The sequence below is a fragment of the Hydrogenophaga intermedia genome, from assembly GCF_000723405.1.
Classification (GTDB): Bacteria; Pseudomonadota; Gammaproteobacteria; order Burkholderiales; family Burkholderiaceae_C; genus Hydrogenophaga; species Hydrogenophaga intermedia.
Genome location: NZ_CCAE010000080.1, coordinates 1 through 16,801 on the forward strand (window position 1 = coordinate 1; position 16,801 = coordinate 16,801).

Annotated in this window: 16 protein-coding genes and 1 pseudogene; 14 read left to right on the top strand and 3 right to left on the bottom strand. The window is 70.6% G+C overall.

Going from position 1 to position 16,801, the window contains the following annotated elements; genetic code table 11:
- The 3 genes and pseudogenes from BN948_RS26830 to BN948_RS24110 all read right to left on the bottom strand — a co-directional run.
- A pseudogene (locus BN948_RS26830) lies at positions 1-107 on the bottom strand (electron transfer flavoprotein subunit beta/FixA family protein); the annotation flags it as partial.
- Positions 104-961, bottom strand: coding sequence for an HpcH/HpaI aldolase/citrate lyase family protein (locus tag BN948_RS24105; protein WP_009516076.1), 858 nt, complete (start codon positions 959-961; stop codon positions 104-106). The gene BN948_RS24105 and the pseudogene BN948_RS26830, both read right to left, overlap by 4 nt.
- On the bottom strand, positions 961-1,281 hold the full coding sequence (locus tag BN948_RS24110) for a 2Fe-2S iron-sulfur cluster-binding protein (RefSeq protein WP_009516077.1): 321 nt from the start codon (positions 1,279-1,281) through the stop codon (positions 961-963). Before BN948_RS24110 ends, BN948_RS24105 begins: the two co-directional genes overlap by 1 nt.
- A 124-nt stretch (positions 1,282-1,405) precedes the next feature.
- Here BN948_RS24110 and BN948_RS24115 point away from each other — a divergent pair, with 124 nt between their 5' ends.
- From BN948_RS24115 to BN948_RS24180, 14 genes are read left to right on the top strand one after another with little or no spacing between them, the layout of a single operon-like run.
- Complete coding sequence (locus BN948_RS24115) at positions 1,406-2,695, top strand: aromatic ring-hydroxylating oxygenase subunit alpha (RefSeq protein WP_009516078.1); 1,290 nt, start codon at positions 1,406-1,408, stop codon at positions 2,693-2,695.
- Complete coding sequence (locus BN948_RS24120) at positions 2,695-3,186, top strand: aromatic-ring-hydroxylating dioxygenase subunit beta (protein WP_009516079.1); 492 nt, start codon at positions 2,695-2,697, stop codon at positions 3,184-3,186. The genes BN948_RS24115 and BN948_RS24120 overlap by 1 nt, the downstream gene beginning before the upstream one ends.
- Positions 3,187-3,208: 22 nt before the next feature.
- On the top strand, positions 3,209-4,033 hold the full coding sequence (locus tag BN948_RS24125; RefSeq protein ID WP_009516080.1) for an enoyl-CoA hydratase/isomerase family protein: 825 nt from the start codon (positions 3,209-3,211) through the stop codon (positions 4,031-4,033).
- Positions 4,034-4,774, top strand: a complete 741-nt coding sequence (locus BN948_RS24130) for an SDR family NAD(P)-dependent oxidoreductase (RefSeq protein WP_009516081.1) — start codon at positions 4,034-4,036, stop codon at positions 4,772-4,774.
- The gene (locus tag BN948_RS24135; protein WP_009516082.1) at positions 4,771-5,697 is read left to right on the top strand and encodes an alpha/beta hydrolase; all 927 of its coding nucleotides are present in this window, start codon (positions 4,771-4,773) and stop codon (positions 5,695-5,697) included. Before BN948_RS24130 ends, BN948_RS24135 begins: the two co-directional genes overlap by 4 nt.
- Entirely contained in the window at positions 5,694-7,157 is a 1,464-nt protein-coding gene (locus BN948_RS24140; RefSeq protein ID WP_009516083.1) for a 3-oxoacyl-[acyl-carrier-protein] synthase III C-terminal domain-containing protein, read from the top strand. The genes BN948_RS24135 and BN948_RS24140 overlap by 4 nt, the downstream gene beginning before the upstream one ends.
- A 10-nt stretch (positions 7,158-7,167) precedes the next feature.
- The gene (locus BN948_RS24145; RefSeq protein WP_009516084.1) at positions 7,168-8,370 is read left to right on the top strand and encodes an acetyl-CoA acetyltransferase; all 1,203 of its coding nucleotides are present in this window, start codon (positions 7,168-7,170) and stop codon (positions 8,368-8,370) included.
- A 3-nt stretch (positions 8,371-8,373) separates the two neighbouring features.
- The gene (locus tag BN948_RS24150; protein ID WP_009516085.1) at positions 8,374-9,168 is read left to right on the top strand and encodes an enoyl-CoA hydratase/isomerase family protein; all 795 of its coding nucleotides are present in this window, start codon (positions 8,374-8,376) and stop codon (positions 9,166-9,168) included.
- A complete protein-coding gene (locus tag BN948_RS24155; RefSeq protein WP_009516086.1) occupies positions 9,165-9,965 on the top strand; it encodes an enoyl-CoA hydratase-related protein in 801 nt (266 codons plus the stop codon). The genes BN948_RS24150 and BN948_RS24155 overlap by 4 nt, the downstream gene beginning before the upstream one ends.
- Positions 9,966-9,988: 23 nt before the next feature.
- Entirely contained in the window at positions 9,989-11,506 is a 1,518-nt protein-coding gene (locus tag BN948_RS24160; RefSeq protein WP_009516087.1) for a 3-hydroxyacyl-CoA dehydrogenase, read from the top strand.
- On the top strand, positions 11,503-12,357 hold the full coding sequence (locus BN948_RS24165) for an HTD2 family dehydratase (RefSeq protein WP_009516088.1): 855 nt from the start codon (positions 11,503-11,505) through the stop codon (positions 12,355-12,357). The genes BN948_RS24160 and BN948_RS24165 overlap by 4 nt, the downstream gene beginning before the upstream one ends.
- Before the next feature lie 37 nt (positions 12,358-12,394).
- Positions 12,395-13,711: a phytoene desaturase family protein gene (locus BN948_RS24170; RefSeq protein ID WP_009516089.1), complete on the top strand. Its 1,317-nt coding sequence runs from the start codon at positions 12,395-12,397 to the stop codon at positions 13,709-13,711.
- A gap of 8 nt (positions 13,712-13,719) precedes the next feature.
- Positions 13,720-15,402, top strand: coding sequence for an acyl-CoA dehydrogenase family protein (locus tag BN948_RS24175; RefSeq protein WP_238327258.1), 1,683 nt, complete (start codon positions 13,720-13,722; stop codon positions 15,400-15,402).
- 1 nt (position 15,403) lies between these two features.
- Positions 15,404-16,621 carry a CoA transferase gene (locus tag BN948_RS24180; RefSeq protein ID WP_009516091.1) on the top strand — a complete coding sequence of 406 codons (1,218 nt, stop codon included), beginning with the start codon at positions 15,404-15,406 and terminating at the stop codon, positions 16,619-16,621.
- Positions 16,622-16,801: the final 180 nt, after the last annotated feature.

The following is a 16,801-nucleotide window of genomic DNA, read 5'->3' on the forward strand; positions in this document are numbered from 1 at the left end:
TTCATCGACATCTTCACGTTGGCGATGTCGACGCCGCTGCCATCGCTCTTCACGCGGACTTTGACGTTGTAGTCGACGACCCGTTTCACGGGCACCAGAATCTTCATGCGTTCTCCTGCGGGTTGGTGTCTTGAACGAAGCGGCGCGCGCGCGCCAGCACCGGGGCGTCCACCATGGCGCCCTCGAAGCGGAAGGCGCCGTCGCCTTGCGTGGCGGCCGCTGCGAGCACGCGCAGCGCCCAGGCGCGTTGCTCATCGCTGGGCCCCAGGGTCGCGTTGACTGCAGCGACCTGCGCCGGGTGGATGCACAGCCGGGCGCCGAAGCCGAAACGCCGCGCGCGTCGCGTGTCGGCGTTCAGGCGCTCGTTGTCCTGCAGCGCGGTGGTCACGCCATCCACGGGCGTTGCGATGCCGGCGCGGCGCGAGGCCATGACGAAGGCGAAGCGCACCGGCGCCAGCTCGGCCTCGTCGCTGTCGCAGGCCATGCCCAGGTCGGCCTGGAAATCCAGGTGGCCGAAGGCCAGGCGCATCACGCCGGGCACGCGCGCGATGGCGTCGATCTGCGCGAGCCCTTCGGCCGATTCGATGAGCGGCAACCAGCGGCGCGCGGGGAATGCGGCGAACAGGCGCAGGAGGTCGGCGGGCGCTTCCACCTTGGCCGGCATCACCGCGCCCAGGCCCTGCAATTCACTCAACACGGCCGCATCGTCCGCGTGCCAAGGGGTGGGCGAGGCATTGATGCGCAACAGCAGGCGCGAGCGAATTCGCGCGTTCAGCGTGGGCCACAGCCGCACCAGCGCGTCGCGCGCGCCGGCCTTGTGCTCGGGCGCCACCGCGTCCTCCAGGTCGAGGATCAGCGCGTGCGCGCCGCTGGCCAGCCCCTTGGGCAGGCGATCGAGCCGGTCGGCGGGCAGGAAGAGGAAGCTGCGGGCGAGGGCGAGGGCGCCAACGTCGGCGCTCATCACACCTGCTCGTCGGGCAACTGCACGCGCAGGCCGTCCAGCGCCGCCTGCATGCGGATCTGGCAGCACAGACGGCTGTTGTCGCGCAGGTCGGGCACGCCCTCGAGCATGAAGACCTCGGTCTCCGAACGCGGTGGCAGTTGGGCGGCGAAGGCCGGGTCCACGTAGCCGTGGCAGGTGGCGCAACTGCACACGCCGCCGCAGTCGCCCAGGATGCCCGGCACGCCGTGGTCGATGGCGATCTGCATCAGGCTGCGGCCCTCGGGCGCCTCGATGGCGTGCTCGCTGCCTTGGGGGTCGATGAATACAACGGTGGGCATGGATGAATCGTCCTCAGTGGAAACCCCGAGAATCGGGTTTGACATAGTCCGTCTCGTCGGACTATTATTCCACCAACCGACGCACCGGACAACACGCATTCCATCCCCATCGGAGGATCTTCAATTGGACAACTGCGCCCCCGTGATTCCCATCGCCAGCGCGAGCGCCGTGGCGCCCCGTTGGGACCAGCTCGTGCACGACGAGCGCGTGCACGGCTCGCTCTACACCGACCCTGCCATCTACCAGGCCGAACTGGAGAAGATCTGGTTCCGCACCTGGGTCTACGTGGGCCATGAGAGCGAGGTGCCGAACGCCAACGACTACGTCATGAAGTCCATCGGCCCCGAGCCGGTGATCATGACGCGCGACCGCCACGGCCAGATCCACCTGCTGCACAACCGCTGCCCGCACCGCGGCAACCGCGTGTGCATGACGGAGCAGGGCAACGCCCGCTCCTTCACCTGCCCGTACCACGGCTGGACCTTCGCCAACGACGGCGCGCTCAAGGGTTGGCCCTTCCCCTCGGGCTACGAGGGCGTGGACCGCAAGGACCACGGCCTGGGCAAGGTGGCGCGCGTGGCCAGCTACCGGGGCTTCGTCTTCGGCTCCATGGCAGCCATTGGTCCCAGCCTGGAAGAGCACCTGGGCGCGGCGATGAAGTCCATCGACGCGCTGTGCGAAACCTCGCCCGAGGGCGAGGTGGAAATCACCGCCGGTTTCCTCAAGCACAAGGTCAAGGCCAACTGGAAGTTCCTGGTCGAGAACGAGACCGACGGCTACCACCCGTCTTTCGTGCACGCCTCCATCTTCGAGGTGGCGCAAAGCGGCATCGGCTCGCTCTACAGCGCCGAGTCCACCGCGGTGTCGCGCGACTTCGGCAATGGCCACACCGAGAACGACCTGCGACCCGAGTTCCGCAAGCGCGACGTGCCCATGTCCTGGTTCGGCACCACGGCCGACAAGCTGCCCGACTACACCGCGAAGATGAGCGCCGCTTACGGCGAGGAGAAGGCTCGCACCATCATGATCGACGGCACGCCGCACATCATGATCTTCCCGAACCTGTTCATCGCGGAGATCCAGATCTTCGTGATCCAGCCGCTGTCGGTGAACGAGACGGTGCAGCACGTGACCGCGCTGCAGTTCAAGGGCGCGCCCGACCTCAACCGCCGCCTGCGCCAGCAGACCATGGGCTCGGTGGGCCCGGCCGGCTTCCTGCTGGCCGACGACGCCGAGATGTACGAGCGCACGCAGATGGGTGTGCAGATGCGAAACCCCGAGTGGCTGTTCCTGGGCCGTGGCAAGCACCGCGAGCGCCGCGACGAGGACGGCTTCCTGATCGGCGACAACACCGACGAGGTGCCTAGCCGCGGCATCTGGCGCCACTACCGCGCCACCATGGAGGCCGTGTGATGGCCCTGACCAACGAACAACGCGCCACGCTGGAAGACGTCACGCAGTTCATCTACCGGGAAGCGCGCCTGCAGGACGAGCACAGGTACGACGACTGGGAAGCGCTCTGGACCGACGACGGGGTCTACTGGGTGCCGGCCAACGGCGAGGGGGGTGACCCGGAGCAGGTGATGTCCATCATCTACGACAACCGCTCCCGCATCGCCCTGCGCATCCGCCAGTACCACACGGGCAAACGCTTCAGCCAGACGCCGCAGTCGCGCCTGCGCCGTCTCATCTCCAACATCGAGGTGATGGAGGACGACGGCAGCGAACTCAGCGTGGGCAGCAACGTGCTGATCTTCGAGAACCAGACGCGCGGCGACGTGCTCTGGGCCGCGCGCACCGAGTACCGCCTGCGCCGCGTGGACGGCGCGCTGCGCATGGCGCGCAAGACCGTGAACCTGGTGAACAACCAGGACGCTCTGTATTCCATGGCCTTCCTGGTCTGACCCCACCGAACGGAGAACAAGGATGAGCAAGGAGACGACAGCCGAGGTGCTGGTGGGCGAAGGCCCCGTGCGCCTGGAACTGCACGCCGACGGCGTGGCCCACCTGCGCCTGAACCGCCCCGACGCGGCCAACGGCCTGAACGTGGAGCTGCTGCGCGCGCTGCACGAAGCGGTGCTGCGCATCCACGGCGACGGCCGCGTGCGCGCCGTGCTGCTCAGCGGCGAAGGCAAGCACTTCTGCGCGGGCGGCGACGTGCACACCTTCCTGTCAAAAGGCGAGGCGCTGCCCGATTACATCCGCGTGGCCACCGCGCTGCTGCAGCTCGCCACGGCCGCGCTGATCCGCCTGAACCCGCCCGTGGTGGCGGCGGTGCAGGGCTTCGCGGCCGGCGGCGGCGGCATGGGCCTGGTGTGCTCGTCCGACTTCGTGGTGGCCGGCGAGTCCACGCGCTTCCTGGCCGGCGCCACGCGCGTGGCCATGGTGCCGGACGCGGGCGTGTCGGTCTCGCTCACGCAACTGGTGGGCTTTCGGCGCGCGATGGAGATCCTCATGCTCAACCCGACCCTGACCGCCGCCGAGGCGAAGGAGATCGGTCTCATCACGCGGGTGGTGGCCGACGAGCAACTGATGGACGAGGCCTGGTCGCTCGCGCGCCAGCTCGCAGCGGGTGCGCCGGCTGCGCTGGCCAACACCAAGCGCCTGCTGTGGAACGGCATCGGACAGGGCGTGGAAGCGGCCATGCCCGAGGAGAACCACATCCAGGCCCTGCTGTCGGGCATGGCCGACGCGCGAGAGGGCCTGTCGGCCGTGATCGAGAAACGCGCGCCGCGTTTCACGGGGCGTTGAATGGCCGATGACATCACCGCGCGGCGACGCGCCTTCGTCACCGGTGGCGCCAAGGGCATCGGCGCGGCCATCGTGCGCCGCCTGGTGGCCGATGGCTGGGCGGTGGTGTTCGCCGATCTGCAGGCGGACGCCGCGCAGCGCCTGGCGCAGGAGACCGGTGCGGCGGCGATCGTGCTCGACGTCTGCGATTTCGATCGCGTGCACGCCGCGGTGGCCGAACACGGGCCCTTCGACGCGCTCATCAACAACGCGGGTGTGGACCAGCACGCCTTCTTCACGAAGACCACGCCCGCCGATTGGCACCGGCTGCTCGCGGTGAACCTGGAGGCCGTGCTCAACACCACGCACGCGGTGCTGCCGGGCATGCAGGCCAAAGGCCGGGGGCGCATCGTGAACGTGGCCTCCGAAGCGGGCCGGCTCGGCTCGCGCGGCGGTTCGGTCTACGCGGCGGCCAAGGGCGGTGTCATCGCCTTCACGCGCTCGATCGCGCGCGAGAACGGCCGCAAGGGCATCACGGCCAACGTGGTGGCGCCGGGTCCCATCGACACGCCGCTGCTGCGACAGGCTGTGGCCGAGGGGGGTGACAAGCTGCTGGACGCGATGACGCAGGCCACGTTGGCAGGCCGTCTTGGTACAGGTGAAGAAGTGGCGGCCGTCGTCGCTTTCCTTGCGTCGGATGCGGCGAGCTACGTCACCGGCGAAGTGCTGGGCGTCTCCGGCGGAATGGGATGCGGCGCATGACCACCGATTCATCCGTCGACGCCGTCGTCGCCAAAGTCAAAGCGGTCTACGGCCGCTGGCGCCGCGACACCCCCGTGACGCAGATGCGCGCCGATTGGGACACGCTGTTCAGCGCCACCGGCGACGCCGCCTTCGAACCCGTGACCGCCGGCGGCGTGCCCTGCGCCTGGGTCACCGCCCCCGGCGCGCGCACCGACCGCGTGATCGTCTACTTCCATGGCGGCGGCTTCCAGGTGGGCTCGCTCGCCTCGCACCGTGAACTCATGTCGCGCCTCTCGGCCGACGCGGGCGTGCGCGTGCTCGGTGTGGACTACCGGCTGGCGCCCGAGCACCGGCACCCCGCGCCGCTGCAAGACGCGCTGGCCGTGCTGGCGTGGTTGCGCGCCGAGGGTTACGCCGCGCCCCACACCGCACTGGCCGGGGATTCGGCCGGTGGCGGCCTGGCGTTGGCAGCGCTGCTCGCGCTGCAAGGCGACGACGCCACGCCCGCCGCCGCCTTCGTGATGTCCGCCTGGACCGACCTGGCCGCCACCGGCGAGAGCTACGAGACCCGCGCCGCGAGCGACCCGATCCACCAGCGCCCCATGATCCAGGCGATGGCGCGCAACTACCTCGGCAAAGAGGGCGACCCGCGCGATCCGCTGGCCTCGCCGCTGTACGCGAGCGACGAACAGCTCGCGCACCTGCCACCGCTGTTGCTGCAGGTGGGTGACGATGAGACCGTGCTGAGCGACTCCGAGGCCTTCGCCGCCCGGGTGAACGCCGCCGGTGGCCAGGCCGAGTGCCAGGCCTGGCCCGGCATGGTCCACGTGTTCCAGCAATTCCCGAACGAGCTGCCCCAGGCGCGCGACGCGCTTCGACAGGGCGCCCGATTCCTCGCGGCCCACCTCGGCCTTGTTCCCAACGGAGACCTCACAGCATGATCGGAATCACCGCCTACGGCGGCTACGTGCCGCGCCTGCGCCTGTCGCGCCAGGCCGCCGCACAGGCCAACGCCTGGTACGCGCCCCAATTCGCCGGCCGCAAAGGCACGCGCGCCTTCGCCAACTGGGACGAGGACAGCATCACCCTGGCCGTGGCCGCCGCGCGCGACTGCCTGGGCCCCGCGACGGCGCGCGACCGCGCGGGCGTGCGCGCGCTGCTGCTGGCCAGCGACACGCTGCCCTTCGCCGAGCGCCTGAACGCGGGCGTGGTGGCCGGCGCGCTCACGCTCGACGAAGGCATCGAAGCCATCGATCTCGGCGGTACGCCGCGCGCCGCGCTCTCCGCGTTCACGCAGGCCGTGGCGCGCGTGGCCGCTGGCGGGGGCGACACCCTGGTGCTGGCCGCCGACAACCGCCGCACCCGCGCGGCCAGCGCGCAAGAGCTGGAGTACGGTGACGCCGCCGCCGCGCTGCTGGTGGGCACGGAGAACGTGCTCGCCGAGTACCTGGGCGCGGGCACTGTCACCGCCGATTTCGTGGACCACTTCCGCGCCGCCGGTGAGGACGTGGACTACCACTGGGAAGAGCGCTGGGTGCGCGACGAGGGCATCACCAAGCTGGTGCCGCGCGCGGTGAACGCCGCGCTGGCGCAGGCCGGCGTTGCCTCCGGCGAGGTGGACCTCTTCATCTTCCCCTCCACCTTCGCCAAGATGGACCAGCAGCTCGCCAAGGCCTGCGGCATCCGGCCCGAGGCGGTGGTGGCCAACCTGAACGATGCCGTGGGCGACAGCGGCCTGCCGCACGGCCTGCTGCTGCTCGCGCACGCGCTGGAAACCGCACGGCCGGGCCAGTGCATCGTGCTGGCGCAGTTCGGCAGCGGCGCGCAGGCGCTGGTGTTTCGCGTCACCGAGGCGATCACCGGCTTCAAACCCGCGCGCGGCGTGAGCCAGTGGCTCGCGCGCGGCACCGAGGAGCGGCACTACACGCGCTTCCTCTCGTTCAAGGGCCAGCTCGCGCTGGAGCGCGGCATGCGCGGCGAGGCCGATCGCAAGACCGCGCTGTCCACCGCCTGGCGCCACCACCAGGCGCTGCAGGGCCTGGTGGCCGGGCGTTGCGAGGTCACGGGCAGCGTGCACTTCCCGCCCTCGCGCCTGAGCTGCGACGCCCAACCGCTGCAGGACACGCAGAAACCCTACCCGCTGGCCGACCGGCCAGCGCGCATCCTGAGCTGGTCGGCCGAGTACCTGTCGTGGCACCCGGCGCCGCCGCACCACTACGGCCAGATCGACTTCGAGGGCGGTGGCCGCATCCTGATGGACTTCACCGACCTGGAGGTCGGCGAGGTGGAGACCGGCACGTCCATGGAGATGGTGTTCCGCATCAAGGACATCGATGACCGCCGCGGCTTCACGCGGTATTTCTGGAAGGCCACGCCGGTGCGTGGCGAAACCAAGGCATAAGGAGCGGACCATGGCACAAGGCATCAAGGACAAGGTCGCCATCCTCGGCATGGGCTGCAGCAAGTTCGGCGAGCGCTGGGACGCCAGCCCCGAGGACCTCATGCTGGAGGCCTACAACGAGGCCATGGCCGACGCCGGCATCACGCCCGATCAGCTCGGCGCCTCCTGGTTCTCCACCCACATGGACGACGTGGGCACGGGCCGTGGCGGCACGCCCATGAGCATCGCGCTGCGCCTGCCCAACATTGGCGTGACGCGCGTGGAGAACTTCTGCGCGGGCGGCTCCGAGGCGATCCGTGCCGCGGTGTATGCGGTGGCCGCGGGCGCCTGCGACATCGCGCTCGCGCTCGGTGTGGAGAAGCTCAAGGACACCGGCTACGGCGGCTTGCCCATGGCCACCGTGGGGACCTACATCCCGCAGTGGTACCCGAACGCCGTGGCGCCCGCCAACTTCGCGCAACTGGCCGCGGCCTACCAGGCCAAGCACCGCGTGGACCCGGCGCTGCTCAAGCGCGCGATCGCGCACGTGTCGGTGAAGAGTCACGCCAACGGCGCCAAGAACCCGAAGGCGCACTTCCAGAAGGCCGTGAGTGAAGAGACGGTGATCAAGGCGCCCATCATCGCCGAGCCCCTGGGCCTGTTCGACTGCGCGGGCGTGTCCGACGGCGCGGCCGCAGTGATCGTGACCACGCCCGAGATCGCACGCAGCCTGGGCAAGAAGGATCTCGTGACCTTCAAGGCGCTGCAGGTGGCGGTGTCCAACGGATGGGAGCTGCAAGGCAGCGAATGGGACGGCAGCTATGTGCACACCACGCGCATCGCGGCCAGGCGCGCTTACGAGGAGGCCGGCATCGCCGACCCGCGCGAGCAGATCAGCATGACCGAGGTGCACGACTGCTTCTCGATCACCGAACTCATCACCATGGAAGACCTGGGCTTGTCGGACGAGGGTGCCGGCGTGCGAGACGTGCTGGATGGCCACTTCGACGCCGACGGCCGCGTGCCCTGCCAGATCGACGGCGGCCTCAAGTGCTTCGGCCATCCCGTGGGCGCCAGCGGCATCCGCATGCTCTACGAGATCTACCTGCAGCTGCAGGGCCGCGCGGGACCGCGCCAACTGGCCAACCCCAAGACGGGGCTGATCCACAACCTCGGCGGACAGCCGTCGCAGAACGCGTGTTCCGTGTCGATCGTTGGTCTCGAAGGGGTCTGAAGCATGAACGACAAGGTCGTCCTGTTCGACCGCCCCGCGCCGCACGTGGCGCGGCTGCGCATCAACCGGCCCGACAAGCGCAACGCCATCGACCACGCCGTGCGCCAGGGCTTCATCGAGCACCTGCTCGCGCTGCAGGACGACGCCGAGGTCCGTGCCATCGTGCTCGGTGGCGTGGAAGGCGTGTTCTCCGCGGGCGGCGACATCCCCAGCATGCTGGGCCTGGACGAAGCCCAGGCGCGCGAGCGCATGCGCCACATCCACGTGCTCTGCCGCCTGGTGGCGGGCGCGCGCGTGCCGGTGGTCAGCGCCATGGAAGGCGTGACGGCGGGCGCGGCGGTGGGCCTGGCCCTGCTGGGTGACCGCATCGTCATCGGACGCGGCGCGCGCGTGCTGTTTCCCTTCCTCAAACTGGGCCTGGCACCCGACTGGGGCCAGTTGCTCACGCTGCCGCGCCGCGTGGGCCTGCCCGTGGCGCGCTGCCTGCTGAGCGATGGCGAACCCGTGCGTGGCGATGAGGCCTTGCGCATCGGCCTGGCCGACGTGATGTGCGAAGACGCCGAGGTGATGGACCGCGCGGTGGCGCTGGCCGGCACACTCGCGCAGTTGCCCACCGAGGCTTTCGCGCGCATGAAGCAGCGGCTGAACCAGCCCGCGGCCTCGCTCGACGACGAGCTGCAGCGCGAGGAGACCGACCAGGCCGTGTGCCTGCTCGGCGAGGACTTCCAGGAAGGCTATGCGGCCTTCCGCGACAAGCGCGCCGCCGACTTCATCGCGCGACCGGGAGCGAAGCGATGAGCGACACCAGCGTTCAGGCCGGCGTTGTTCAGGCGCCCGTTGTGGTGTCGCGCGACGGCGCTGTCGGCGTGCTCGCGCTCAACCGGCCCGAGAAGCGCAACGCGCTGGACCTGGTGATGCGCGCCGCCATCGCCGCCGCCGTGCGCGAGCTGGAAGCCGACGAGGCGGTGAAAGCGATCGTGGTCACCGGTGGCGACAGCGTGTTCGCGGCCGGGGCCGACCTGAACCTGCTGGTCGACAAGGGCGCGCAGGACGTGGCCGCCATCGACCTCGGTCAGTACTGGGCGCCACTGGCGAACGCGCGCAAGCCCGTCGTCGCGGCGGTCAGCGGCTTCGCGCTCGGCGCGGGCTGCGAGCTGGCGCTCATGTGCGACTTCATCGTGGCCGACGCGAGCGCGCGCCTGGGCCAGCCCGAGCTGGCCGTGGGCATCATGCCCGGCGCGGGCGGCACGCAGCGCCTGGTGCGCACCGTGGGCAAGCAGGTGGCCAGCCTCATGCTGATGACGGCCGAGCCGCTCACCGGCGAGCGCGCCTTCCAGTTGGGCCTGATCGCCGAACTCGCGCCCGATGGCCAGGCGCTGGCGCGCGCGCTGGAACTGGCGCGCAAGGCCGCGCGGATGCCGCCGAAAGCCATCGAAGCCACCAAGCGCGTGCTGCGCCAGGGCGCCGACCTGCCGCTGGACGCCGCGCTCGCGCTGGAGAACCGGGAGTTCCTGTTGCTCTTCGACACCGAGGACAAGACCGAGGGCATGCGCGCCTTCCTCGACAAGCGCAAGCCGCAATTCAAGGGCCGCTGATCGCCGCACGAACAAGACACTTCATGGCCACTGCATCTCCCACCACCATCGGCGTCGTCGGCGCCGGCACCATGGGCCGCGGCATCGTGCAGCTCTTTGCGCAGGCCGGCCACACCGTGCGCTGCCACGACGCACAGCCGGGCGCCGCAGCGAAGGCCGTCGAGTACGTGGACGGCATGTTCGCGCGCGCGGTGGAGAAGGGGCGCATGACGGCTGCCGCGCACGAGGGCGCGCGCCAGCGGCTCAAGGCCTGCGACGGCCTCGCCGACCTCGCGGATTGCGAGCTGGTCATCGAGGCCATCGTCGAAGACCTGGAGGTCAAGCGCGCGCTGTTCCGCGAACTCGAGGGCCTGCTTGGCGACAACGCCATCCTCGCCAGCAACACCTCTTCGCTCACCGTGGCCGAGATCGCGGCCGCCTGCCAGCGGCCCGATCGCGTGGCGGGCCTGCACTTCTTCAACCCGGTGCCGCTGATGAAGGTGGCCGAGGTCATCGCCGCCGTGCGCACCGCGCCCGCCGTGGTGCAGCGCCTGCGCGAACTCACCGAAGGCGCGGGCCACCGCGCCGTGGTGACGGCGGACCAGCCGGGATTCCTCATCAACCACGCGGGGCGCGGCCTCTACACCGAAGGCCTGCGCATCGTGGAAGAGCAGGTGGCCACGCCCGCCGACGTGGACGACGTGCTGCGTGAGGCCCTGGGTTTTCGCATGGGGCCCTTCGAGCTGCTGGACCTCACGGGCCTGGACGTGTCCTCGCGCGTGATGGCCTCGATCTACGAGCAGTTCCAGCAGGAACCGCGCTTTCGGCCTTCGTCCCTGGTGGCGCCGCGCGTGGCCGCCGGCCTGTTCGGCCGCAAGAGCGGCGAGGGCTGGTACCGCTACGTCGAAGGGCAACAGCAACGTCCGCCTGCGCGGGCCGTGCCCGCTCTGCCGCCCGCGCTGGCGGTCTGGGTTGACCCTGCTGCGAGCGGCGCCACCGGCCTGCGTGAACTCGTGGTCGCCGCCGGTGCGCGCCTCGTCGAGGACGCATCCAACGCGGACCTGAACCTCGTGATGCCCTGGGGCAACGACGCCACCGGCACCGCGCTCTCGCTGGGCCTGGACGCCACGCGCTGCGTCGCCGTGGATCCGCTGCCGCCGCTGGCGCTGCGCCGCACGCTCATGCTCACCGCTGTCACCACGCCCGCCGCGCGCGACGCCGCGCACGCGCTGCTCGCGAACGACGGTACAGCGGTCACGCTGATCAACGACAGCCCCGGCTTCATCGCCCAACGGGTGATGGCCACCATCGTCAACATCGCCGCCAACATCGCGCAGCGCGGCATCGCCAGCGTGGCCGATCTGGAAGACGCCGTGCGCCTGGGCCTGGGTTACCCGCAAGGCCCACTGGGTTGGGGCGACCAGCTCGGCGCGGACCGGATGCTGGAGGTCCTGCGCGCGCAACTGGTCGCCACCGGTGATCCGCGTTACCGCCCCAGTGCCTGGCTCGTGCGCCGCGTGGCGCTGGGGCTGTCGCTCACCACACCGGAGGCCGCGCGATGAGGTCGACGTCCGTTGACCTGGCGCACCTGCAACAGTGGGTGGGTCGCAGCGAATCGCGCGAGCAGCACCTCGACCCCTTCCCGGCGCGCGCGCTCGCGGGGTTGCTCGACCGCGAGCAGGCGTACGGCGATGGCGATGCTTTGCCGCTGCCCTGGCACTGGCTCTACTTCCTCGACGCGCCCAGCCGCGAAGGCACGGGCGCGGACGGCCACCCCAAACGAGGCGGCTTCCTGCCGCCCGTGCCCTTGCCGCGCCGCATGTGGGCCGCCGGTGAACTCACGTTGCACGAACCCCTGCGCCTGGGCCGCGCGGCGCGCAAGACCTCCACCGTGCGCAGCGTGGAGCTCAAGCAGGGAAAGGCCGGCGCGCTGGTGTTCGTTACCGTCGCGCACGAGCTGGAGCAGGACGGCCAGCCCCGCATCAGCGAGCTGCAGCACATCGTCTACCGCGACGCCCCCACCGCGCCCACGCCACTGCCGCCCGGCGAGGCCGCGCCCACCGACGCCACCTGGCAGCGAGCGTTGAGGCCCGATGCGGTGATGCTGTTCCGCTACTCCGCGCTCACCTACAACGGCCACCGCATTCACTACGACCGCGACTACGCCACGCGCGAGGAGTTCTACCCCGCGCTGGTGGTGCATGGCCCCTTGCTCGCCACGCTGCTGCTCGACCTGGCCGCGCGCGAGCGGCCCGACGCGGTGCCCGCGCAATTCAGCTTCCGCGCGCAGCGGCCGGCCTTCGACACCGACGAGCTCCACCTCAACGGCCGCCTGAACGCCGACGGCGTCGCGCTCTGGACCAACGACCCCCAAGGCTTCATCGGCATGAACGCCACGCTGCGCTGGCGCTGACCCGAACCCCACACGAACAGACACAGGAGACAGACAGATGACCCATCCTCAGTACGACGTCGTCGTGATCGGCGCCGGCGCCGGCGGCATGAGCGCAGCGGCCCACCTGGTGGCCGCCGGCCGCAAGGTGCTGCTCGTGGAGTCGCAGGACCGCCTCGGCGGCCGCGCCTCCAGCGAGGAGATCGATGGCTTCATCGTCAACCGTGGCGCCATCGCCATCGAGCGCGGCAGCGGCTTCGAGCAGACCTTCGACCTGCTGGGCGTGCCGCTGGACGTGCGCGAGCCACAACCCGCCACGGTGTTTCGCATCGACGGCAAGATCATCGACCCCAGCAAGGGCGGTGGGTGGAACCTGATCCTCGGCGGCCTGACGAAGGCGGCCGCGAAGATCGGCGCGAGCTTCGGCGACGTGCGCAAGGGCAACGCGGACCTGCCCGAGGAAACCCTCAGCACCGAGGACTGGCTGAAGAAGTTCACGAAGAACGCCACCGTGCACCGCCTGTTCCGCAACTTCTGCGCCGCCATCTGGGCCGCCAACGCCAACGAACTGCCCGCGCGCGCCTTCCTCACCTACTTCGCCTTCAAGGGCGCGTTCAAGCGCTTCGGCTTCTGCCCGCGCGGCACCATCGGCCTGTGGAACGACCTGGGCGCCGGCATCCGCGCCAAGGGCGGCGAGATCTGGCTGGACGCGCCCGTGAGCAAGATCCACGTGGAGAACGGTCGCGCCACCGGCGTGGACGTGGTGCGCGACGGCGCGACGCAGCGCATCGACGCCCGCGTGGTGATCAGCAACGTCGGGCCCGCCGCCACGATCAGGCTGGCCGGCGAAGAGGCCCTGGGCGAGGCCTACGTGGCCAAGGCGCGCAAGGTGCTGCGTCCGGCCGCCAACATCGTGGTCAACTTCGCCACGCAGCAGCGCCTGATCGACCAGCCCGGTCTCATCACCTTCGCCAACACCGAGCGCCTGTGCAACCTGGGTGAGCTCACGGCCATGTGCCCCGAGATGGCGCCGCCCGGCTGGTTCCTGTACGTGGCCTACGTGGTGCCCAAGCCCGCGCTGGGCGATTTCGACGAGAAGGCCGAGACCGAGCTCGGCCTGCAGGACCTGCGCAAGGAATTCCCCGGCTTCGCCGAGGCGAAGATCCTCTCCATCCGCGTGATGCGCGACGAATGGCCCGCCCAGCGCTCCTGCGCTGGTTATGACATGCCGCAGGAAACGCCGCTGCCCAATCTGTGGAACGTGGGCGATGCGGTGAAGGACTATGGTGGTGGTGGCACGCAGGCCTGCGTGGACACGGGCCGTGAGGCGGCCCACAAGGCGCTGGGCGTGCTCGGCGTGGGCCAGGTGGCTTGATGTCCGACATGGCAGAACCGATGCAACAACAACTCGCCAACGCGAGCGCCGTGCTGGCGCGAACGCGCTCCCTCTTCGACGCCAGCGTGCTGGCACTGGCGCAGCGTTGCCAGGACGGCGGGCGCCTGAACAACAAACGCCTGGACGAGCAGCAGGTGGCGAGCTTCGAGATGGCCTGGGCCGGCGCCGAGTTGCTGGCCGCGGAGACAGCCATCGCGGCGCTCACGCCGGCCAGCGCGCCGCTGGACGCGCGCCTCGCCCTGGTGTTCACGGTGGACGCGGTGGTGGCCCTGCTGGACCGGCTGGACGTGATGCTGGCCGAGACCGGCCAGGACCCGGCCGCGGTGGACGTGCTGCGTGCCCTGCCCGAGTGGCGCGCCTTGCGCCAGGCCGCCGGTGGCAGCGAGGCCCTGCAGGCCGTGGGCCGTGGCGTGATCGACGCGCAGGGCGTCGTGGGCGAGGTGGTGCTCGATGAGCAACACGCGCTGGCGCAGGACGCCTTCCGCCGCTTCGCGCAGGAGGTCGTTGCCCCGCAGGCCGAGGCCATCCACCGCCACGACCTCACCGTGCCCGAATCGCTGTTGCAGCCCATGCGCGAGATGGGCGTGTTCGGTCTGGCGATTCCCGAGGAGCACGGCGGCAGCGCACCGAACGACCACGACGACACCCTGTTGATGGTGGTGGTGACGGAAGCCTTGTCCGAAGGCTCGCTGGCCGCGGCGGGCAGCCTCATCACGCGCCCCGAGATCCTCACGCGCGCGCTGCTGGCGGGTGGCACCGACGAACAGAAGCACCATTGGCTGCCGCGCCTGGCCGCCGGCGACCCGCTGTGCGCCATCGCCATGACCGAGCCCGACTATGGCTCCGACCTGGCCGCTTGCCAGCTCAAGGGCACGCGCGCGCCCGGTGGCTGGTTGCTCAACGGCGCCAAGACCTGGTGCACCTTCGCCGGCAAGGCCGGCGTGCTGATGGTGGTGACGCGCACCGACCCCGACCGCTCGCTGGGCCACAAGGGCCTGTCGGTGCTGCTGGCCGAGAAGCCGTCTTTCGACACGCACGAGTTCGAGGTGAAGCAGGAGGGCGGGGGTACGCTCAGTGGCCGCGCCATCCCCACCATCGGCTACCGTGGCATGCACTCCTTCGATCTGTCCTTCCAGGATTACTTCGTGCCCGACGCCAACGTGATCGGTGGCGAGGCAGGCCTCGGCAAGGGCTTCTACTACACGCTTGCCGGCATGGTGGGCGGGCGCATGCAGACCTCGGCCCGCGCCTGCGGCGTGATGCGCGCCGCGCTGCGCGCCGCCGTGCGCTACACGCAGGACCGCAAGGTCTTCGGCGCGCCACTGGCGGCGCTGGCGCTGCCCCAGGCCAAGATTGCGCGCATGGCCGCGCGCCTGGCCGCCTGCCGGCGGCTGGCCTACACCGTGGCCGGCATCGTGGACACCGGCAACGGCCGCATGGAAGCGAGTCTGGTGAAGTTGCTGGCCTGCCGCTCGGCCGAGCTGGTGACGCGCGAGGCCCTGCAGTTGCACGGTGGCATGGGTTACGCGGAGGAAACGCCGGTGAGCCGCTACTTCGTGGACGCGCGCGTGCTGTCCATCTTCGAAGGCGCGGAAGAAACCCTGGCCCTCAAGGTGGTGGCGCGCGCCTTGATGGAGCGCGCACTCGGCGTGGCGCCCACGGGAGCCTGATGTGACGCAAGGCATTCTCTCGGGCCTGCGCGTGGTGGAAGCCGCGGCCTTCGTGGCCGCGCCGCTGGGCGGCATGACATTGGCGCAGATGGGCGCCGACGTGATCCGCATCGACGCGCTGGGCGGCGGACTCGATTACCGCCGCTGGCCCGTCACGCAGGACAACACCAGCCTGTTCTGGTGCGGTCTGAACAAGGCCAAGCGCTCGGTGGCGCTGGACCTGGCATCGCCCGAGGGCCGCGAGCTGGCCATGGCCATTGCCTGCGCGCCAGGCGAGGACGCGGGGATGTTCCTCACCAACTTCCCGCCGCGCGGCTGGCTCGACCACGAGAAGCTCAAGGCGAAGCGGCCCGACTTGATCCAGCTCACGCTGATGGGCGACCGCCACGGTGGCTCGGCCGTGGACTACACCGTCAACGCGCGCCTGGGTCTGCCGTACGTGACCGGCCCCGTGGACGGCGAGGGCGCCGTCAACCACGTGCTGCCCGCGTGGGACCTGATCACCGGCCAGATGGTGGCCGTGGGCCTGCTGGCCGCCGAGCGCCACCGCCGCCGCACCGGCCAGGGCCAGCACGTGAAGCTGGCGCTGGAAGATGTGGCGCTGGCGGTGATGCAGCACCTGGGCTTCATCGTCGAGGCGCAACAGGGCCGGCCGCGCGAGCGGCACGGCAACGCGCTGTTCGGTGCCTTCGGGCGCGACTTCGTGACGCAGGACGGCGAGCGCGTGATGGTGGTGGGACTCACGCTCAAGCAGTGGCGCTCGATCGTCGAGGCCACCGGGCTCGGCGCGGAGGTCGACGCGCTCGGCGCGCGCTTGGGCGTGGACCTGTCGCGCGAGGGTGAGCGCTTCAAGGCGCGCGAGGCGCTCGCGGCGTTGATCGGCCCCTGGATCGCGGCGCGACCGTTCAATGAGGTGGCGCAGGCCTTCGACCAGCGCGGCGTGTGCTGGAGCCGCTACCAGACCATCGCCGAGCTGGCGAACGACCCCGAGTGCTCGCCGGCCAACCCGATGTTCCGCACGGTGCAGCAGCCCGGCGTGGGCGAGCTGCTCGCCGCCGGCATTCCGCTGGACTTCGGCGCCGTGCCGCGCGTGCCGGCGCAAGCCGCGCCCCGGCTGGGTGAGCACACCGAAGAGGTGCTCTCGCAACTGCTCGGCGTCGATGCCGCGCAGTTTGGTCGTCTGCATGACCGGGGGGTGGTCGGCGTGGTCGGAGGCTGAAGCATGTTGAACGCAGGGTTCAGTCAGGATGTTGCGGGCTTTGGGTGCTTCAGGTGCAGCAGGTGGGCGGGCCGAGGGCCCGGGGTACGGTGCGGCGGGGGGGGGCGCGGGGGGGGGGGGGCCGCGGGGGGGGCGCGGGGGCGGGGGGGCCGGGCCCGGGCCCGCCCCCCCCCCCCCAAC

Coding starts and splice junctions, on each gene's coding strand:
- BN948_RS24160 (WP_009516087.1), top strand. CDS start 9,989: ATGGCCACTGCATCTCCCACCACCATCGGCGTCGTCGGCGCCGGCACC.
- BN948_RS24150 (WP_009516085.1), top strand. CDS start 8,374: ATGAACGACAAGGTCGTCCTGTTCGACCGCCCCGCGCCGCACGTGGCG.
- BN948_RS24105 (WP_009516076.1), bottom strand. CDS start 961: ATGAGCGCCGACGTTGGCGCCCTCGCCCTCGCCCGCAGCTTCCTCTTC.
- BN948_RS24140 (WP_009516083.1), top strand. CDS start 5,694: ATGATCGGAATCACCGCCTACGGCGGCTACGTGCCGCGCCTGCGCCTG.
- BN948_RS24120 (WP_009516079.1), top strand. CDS start 2,695: ATGGCCCTGACCAACGAACAACGCGCCACGCTGGAAGACGTCACGCAG.
- BN948_RS24130 (WP_009516081.1), top strand. CDS start 4,034: ATGGCCGATGACATCACCGCGCGGCGACGCGCCTTCGTCACCGGTGGC.
- BN948_RS24165 (WP_009516088.1), top strand. CDS start 11,503: ATGAGGTCGACGTCCGTTGACCTGGCGCACCTGCAACAGTGGGTGGGT.
- BN948_RS24170 (WP_009516089.1), top strand. CDS start 12,395: ATGACCCATCCTCAGTACGACGTCGTCGTGATCGGCGCCGGCGCCGGC.
- BN948_RS24145 (WP_009516084.1), top strand. CDS start 7,168: ATGGCACAAGGCATCAAGGACAAGGTCGCCATCCTCGGCATGGGCTGC.
- BN948_RS24175 (WP_238327258.1), top strand. CDS start 13,720: ATGGCAGAACCGATGCAACAACAACTCGCCAACGCGAGCGCCGTGCTG.
- BN948_RS24125 (WP_009516080.1), top strand. CDS start 3,209: ATGAGCAAGGAGACGACAGCCGAGGTGCTGGTGGGCGAAGGCCCCGTG.
- BN948_RS24155 (WP_009516086.1), top strand. CDS start 9,165: ATGAGCGACACCAGCGTTCAGGCCGGCGTTGTTCAGGCGCCCGTTGTG.
- BN948_RS24110 (WP_009516077.1), bottom strand. CDS start 1,281: ATGCCCACCGTTGTATTCATCGACCCCCAAGGCAGCGAGCACGCCATC.
- BN948_RS24135 (WP_009516082.1), top strand. CDS start 4,771: ATGACCACCGATTCATCCGTCGACGCCGTCGTCGCCAAAGTCAAAGCG.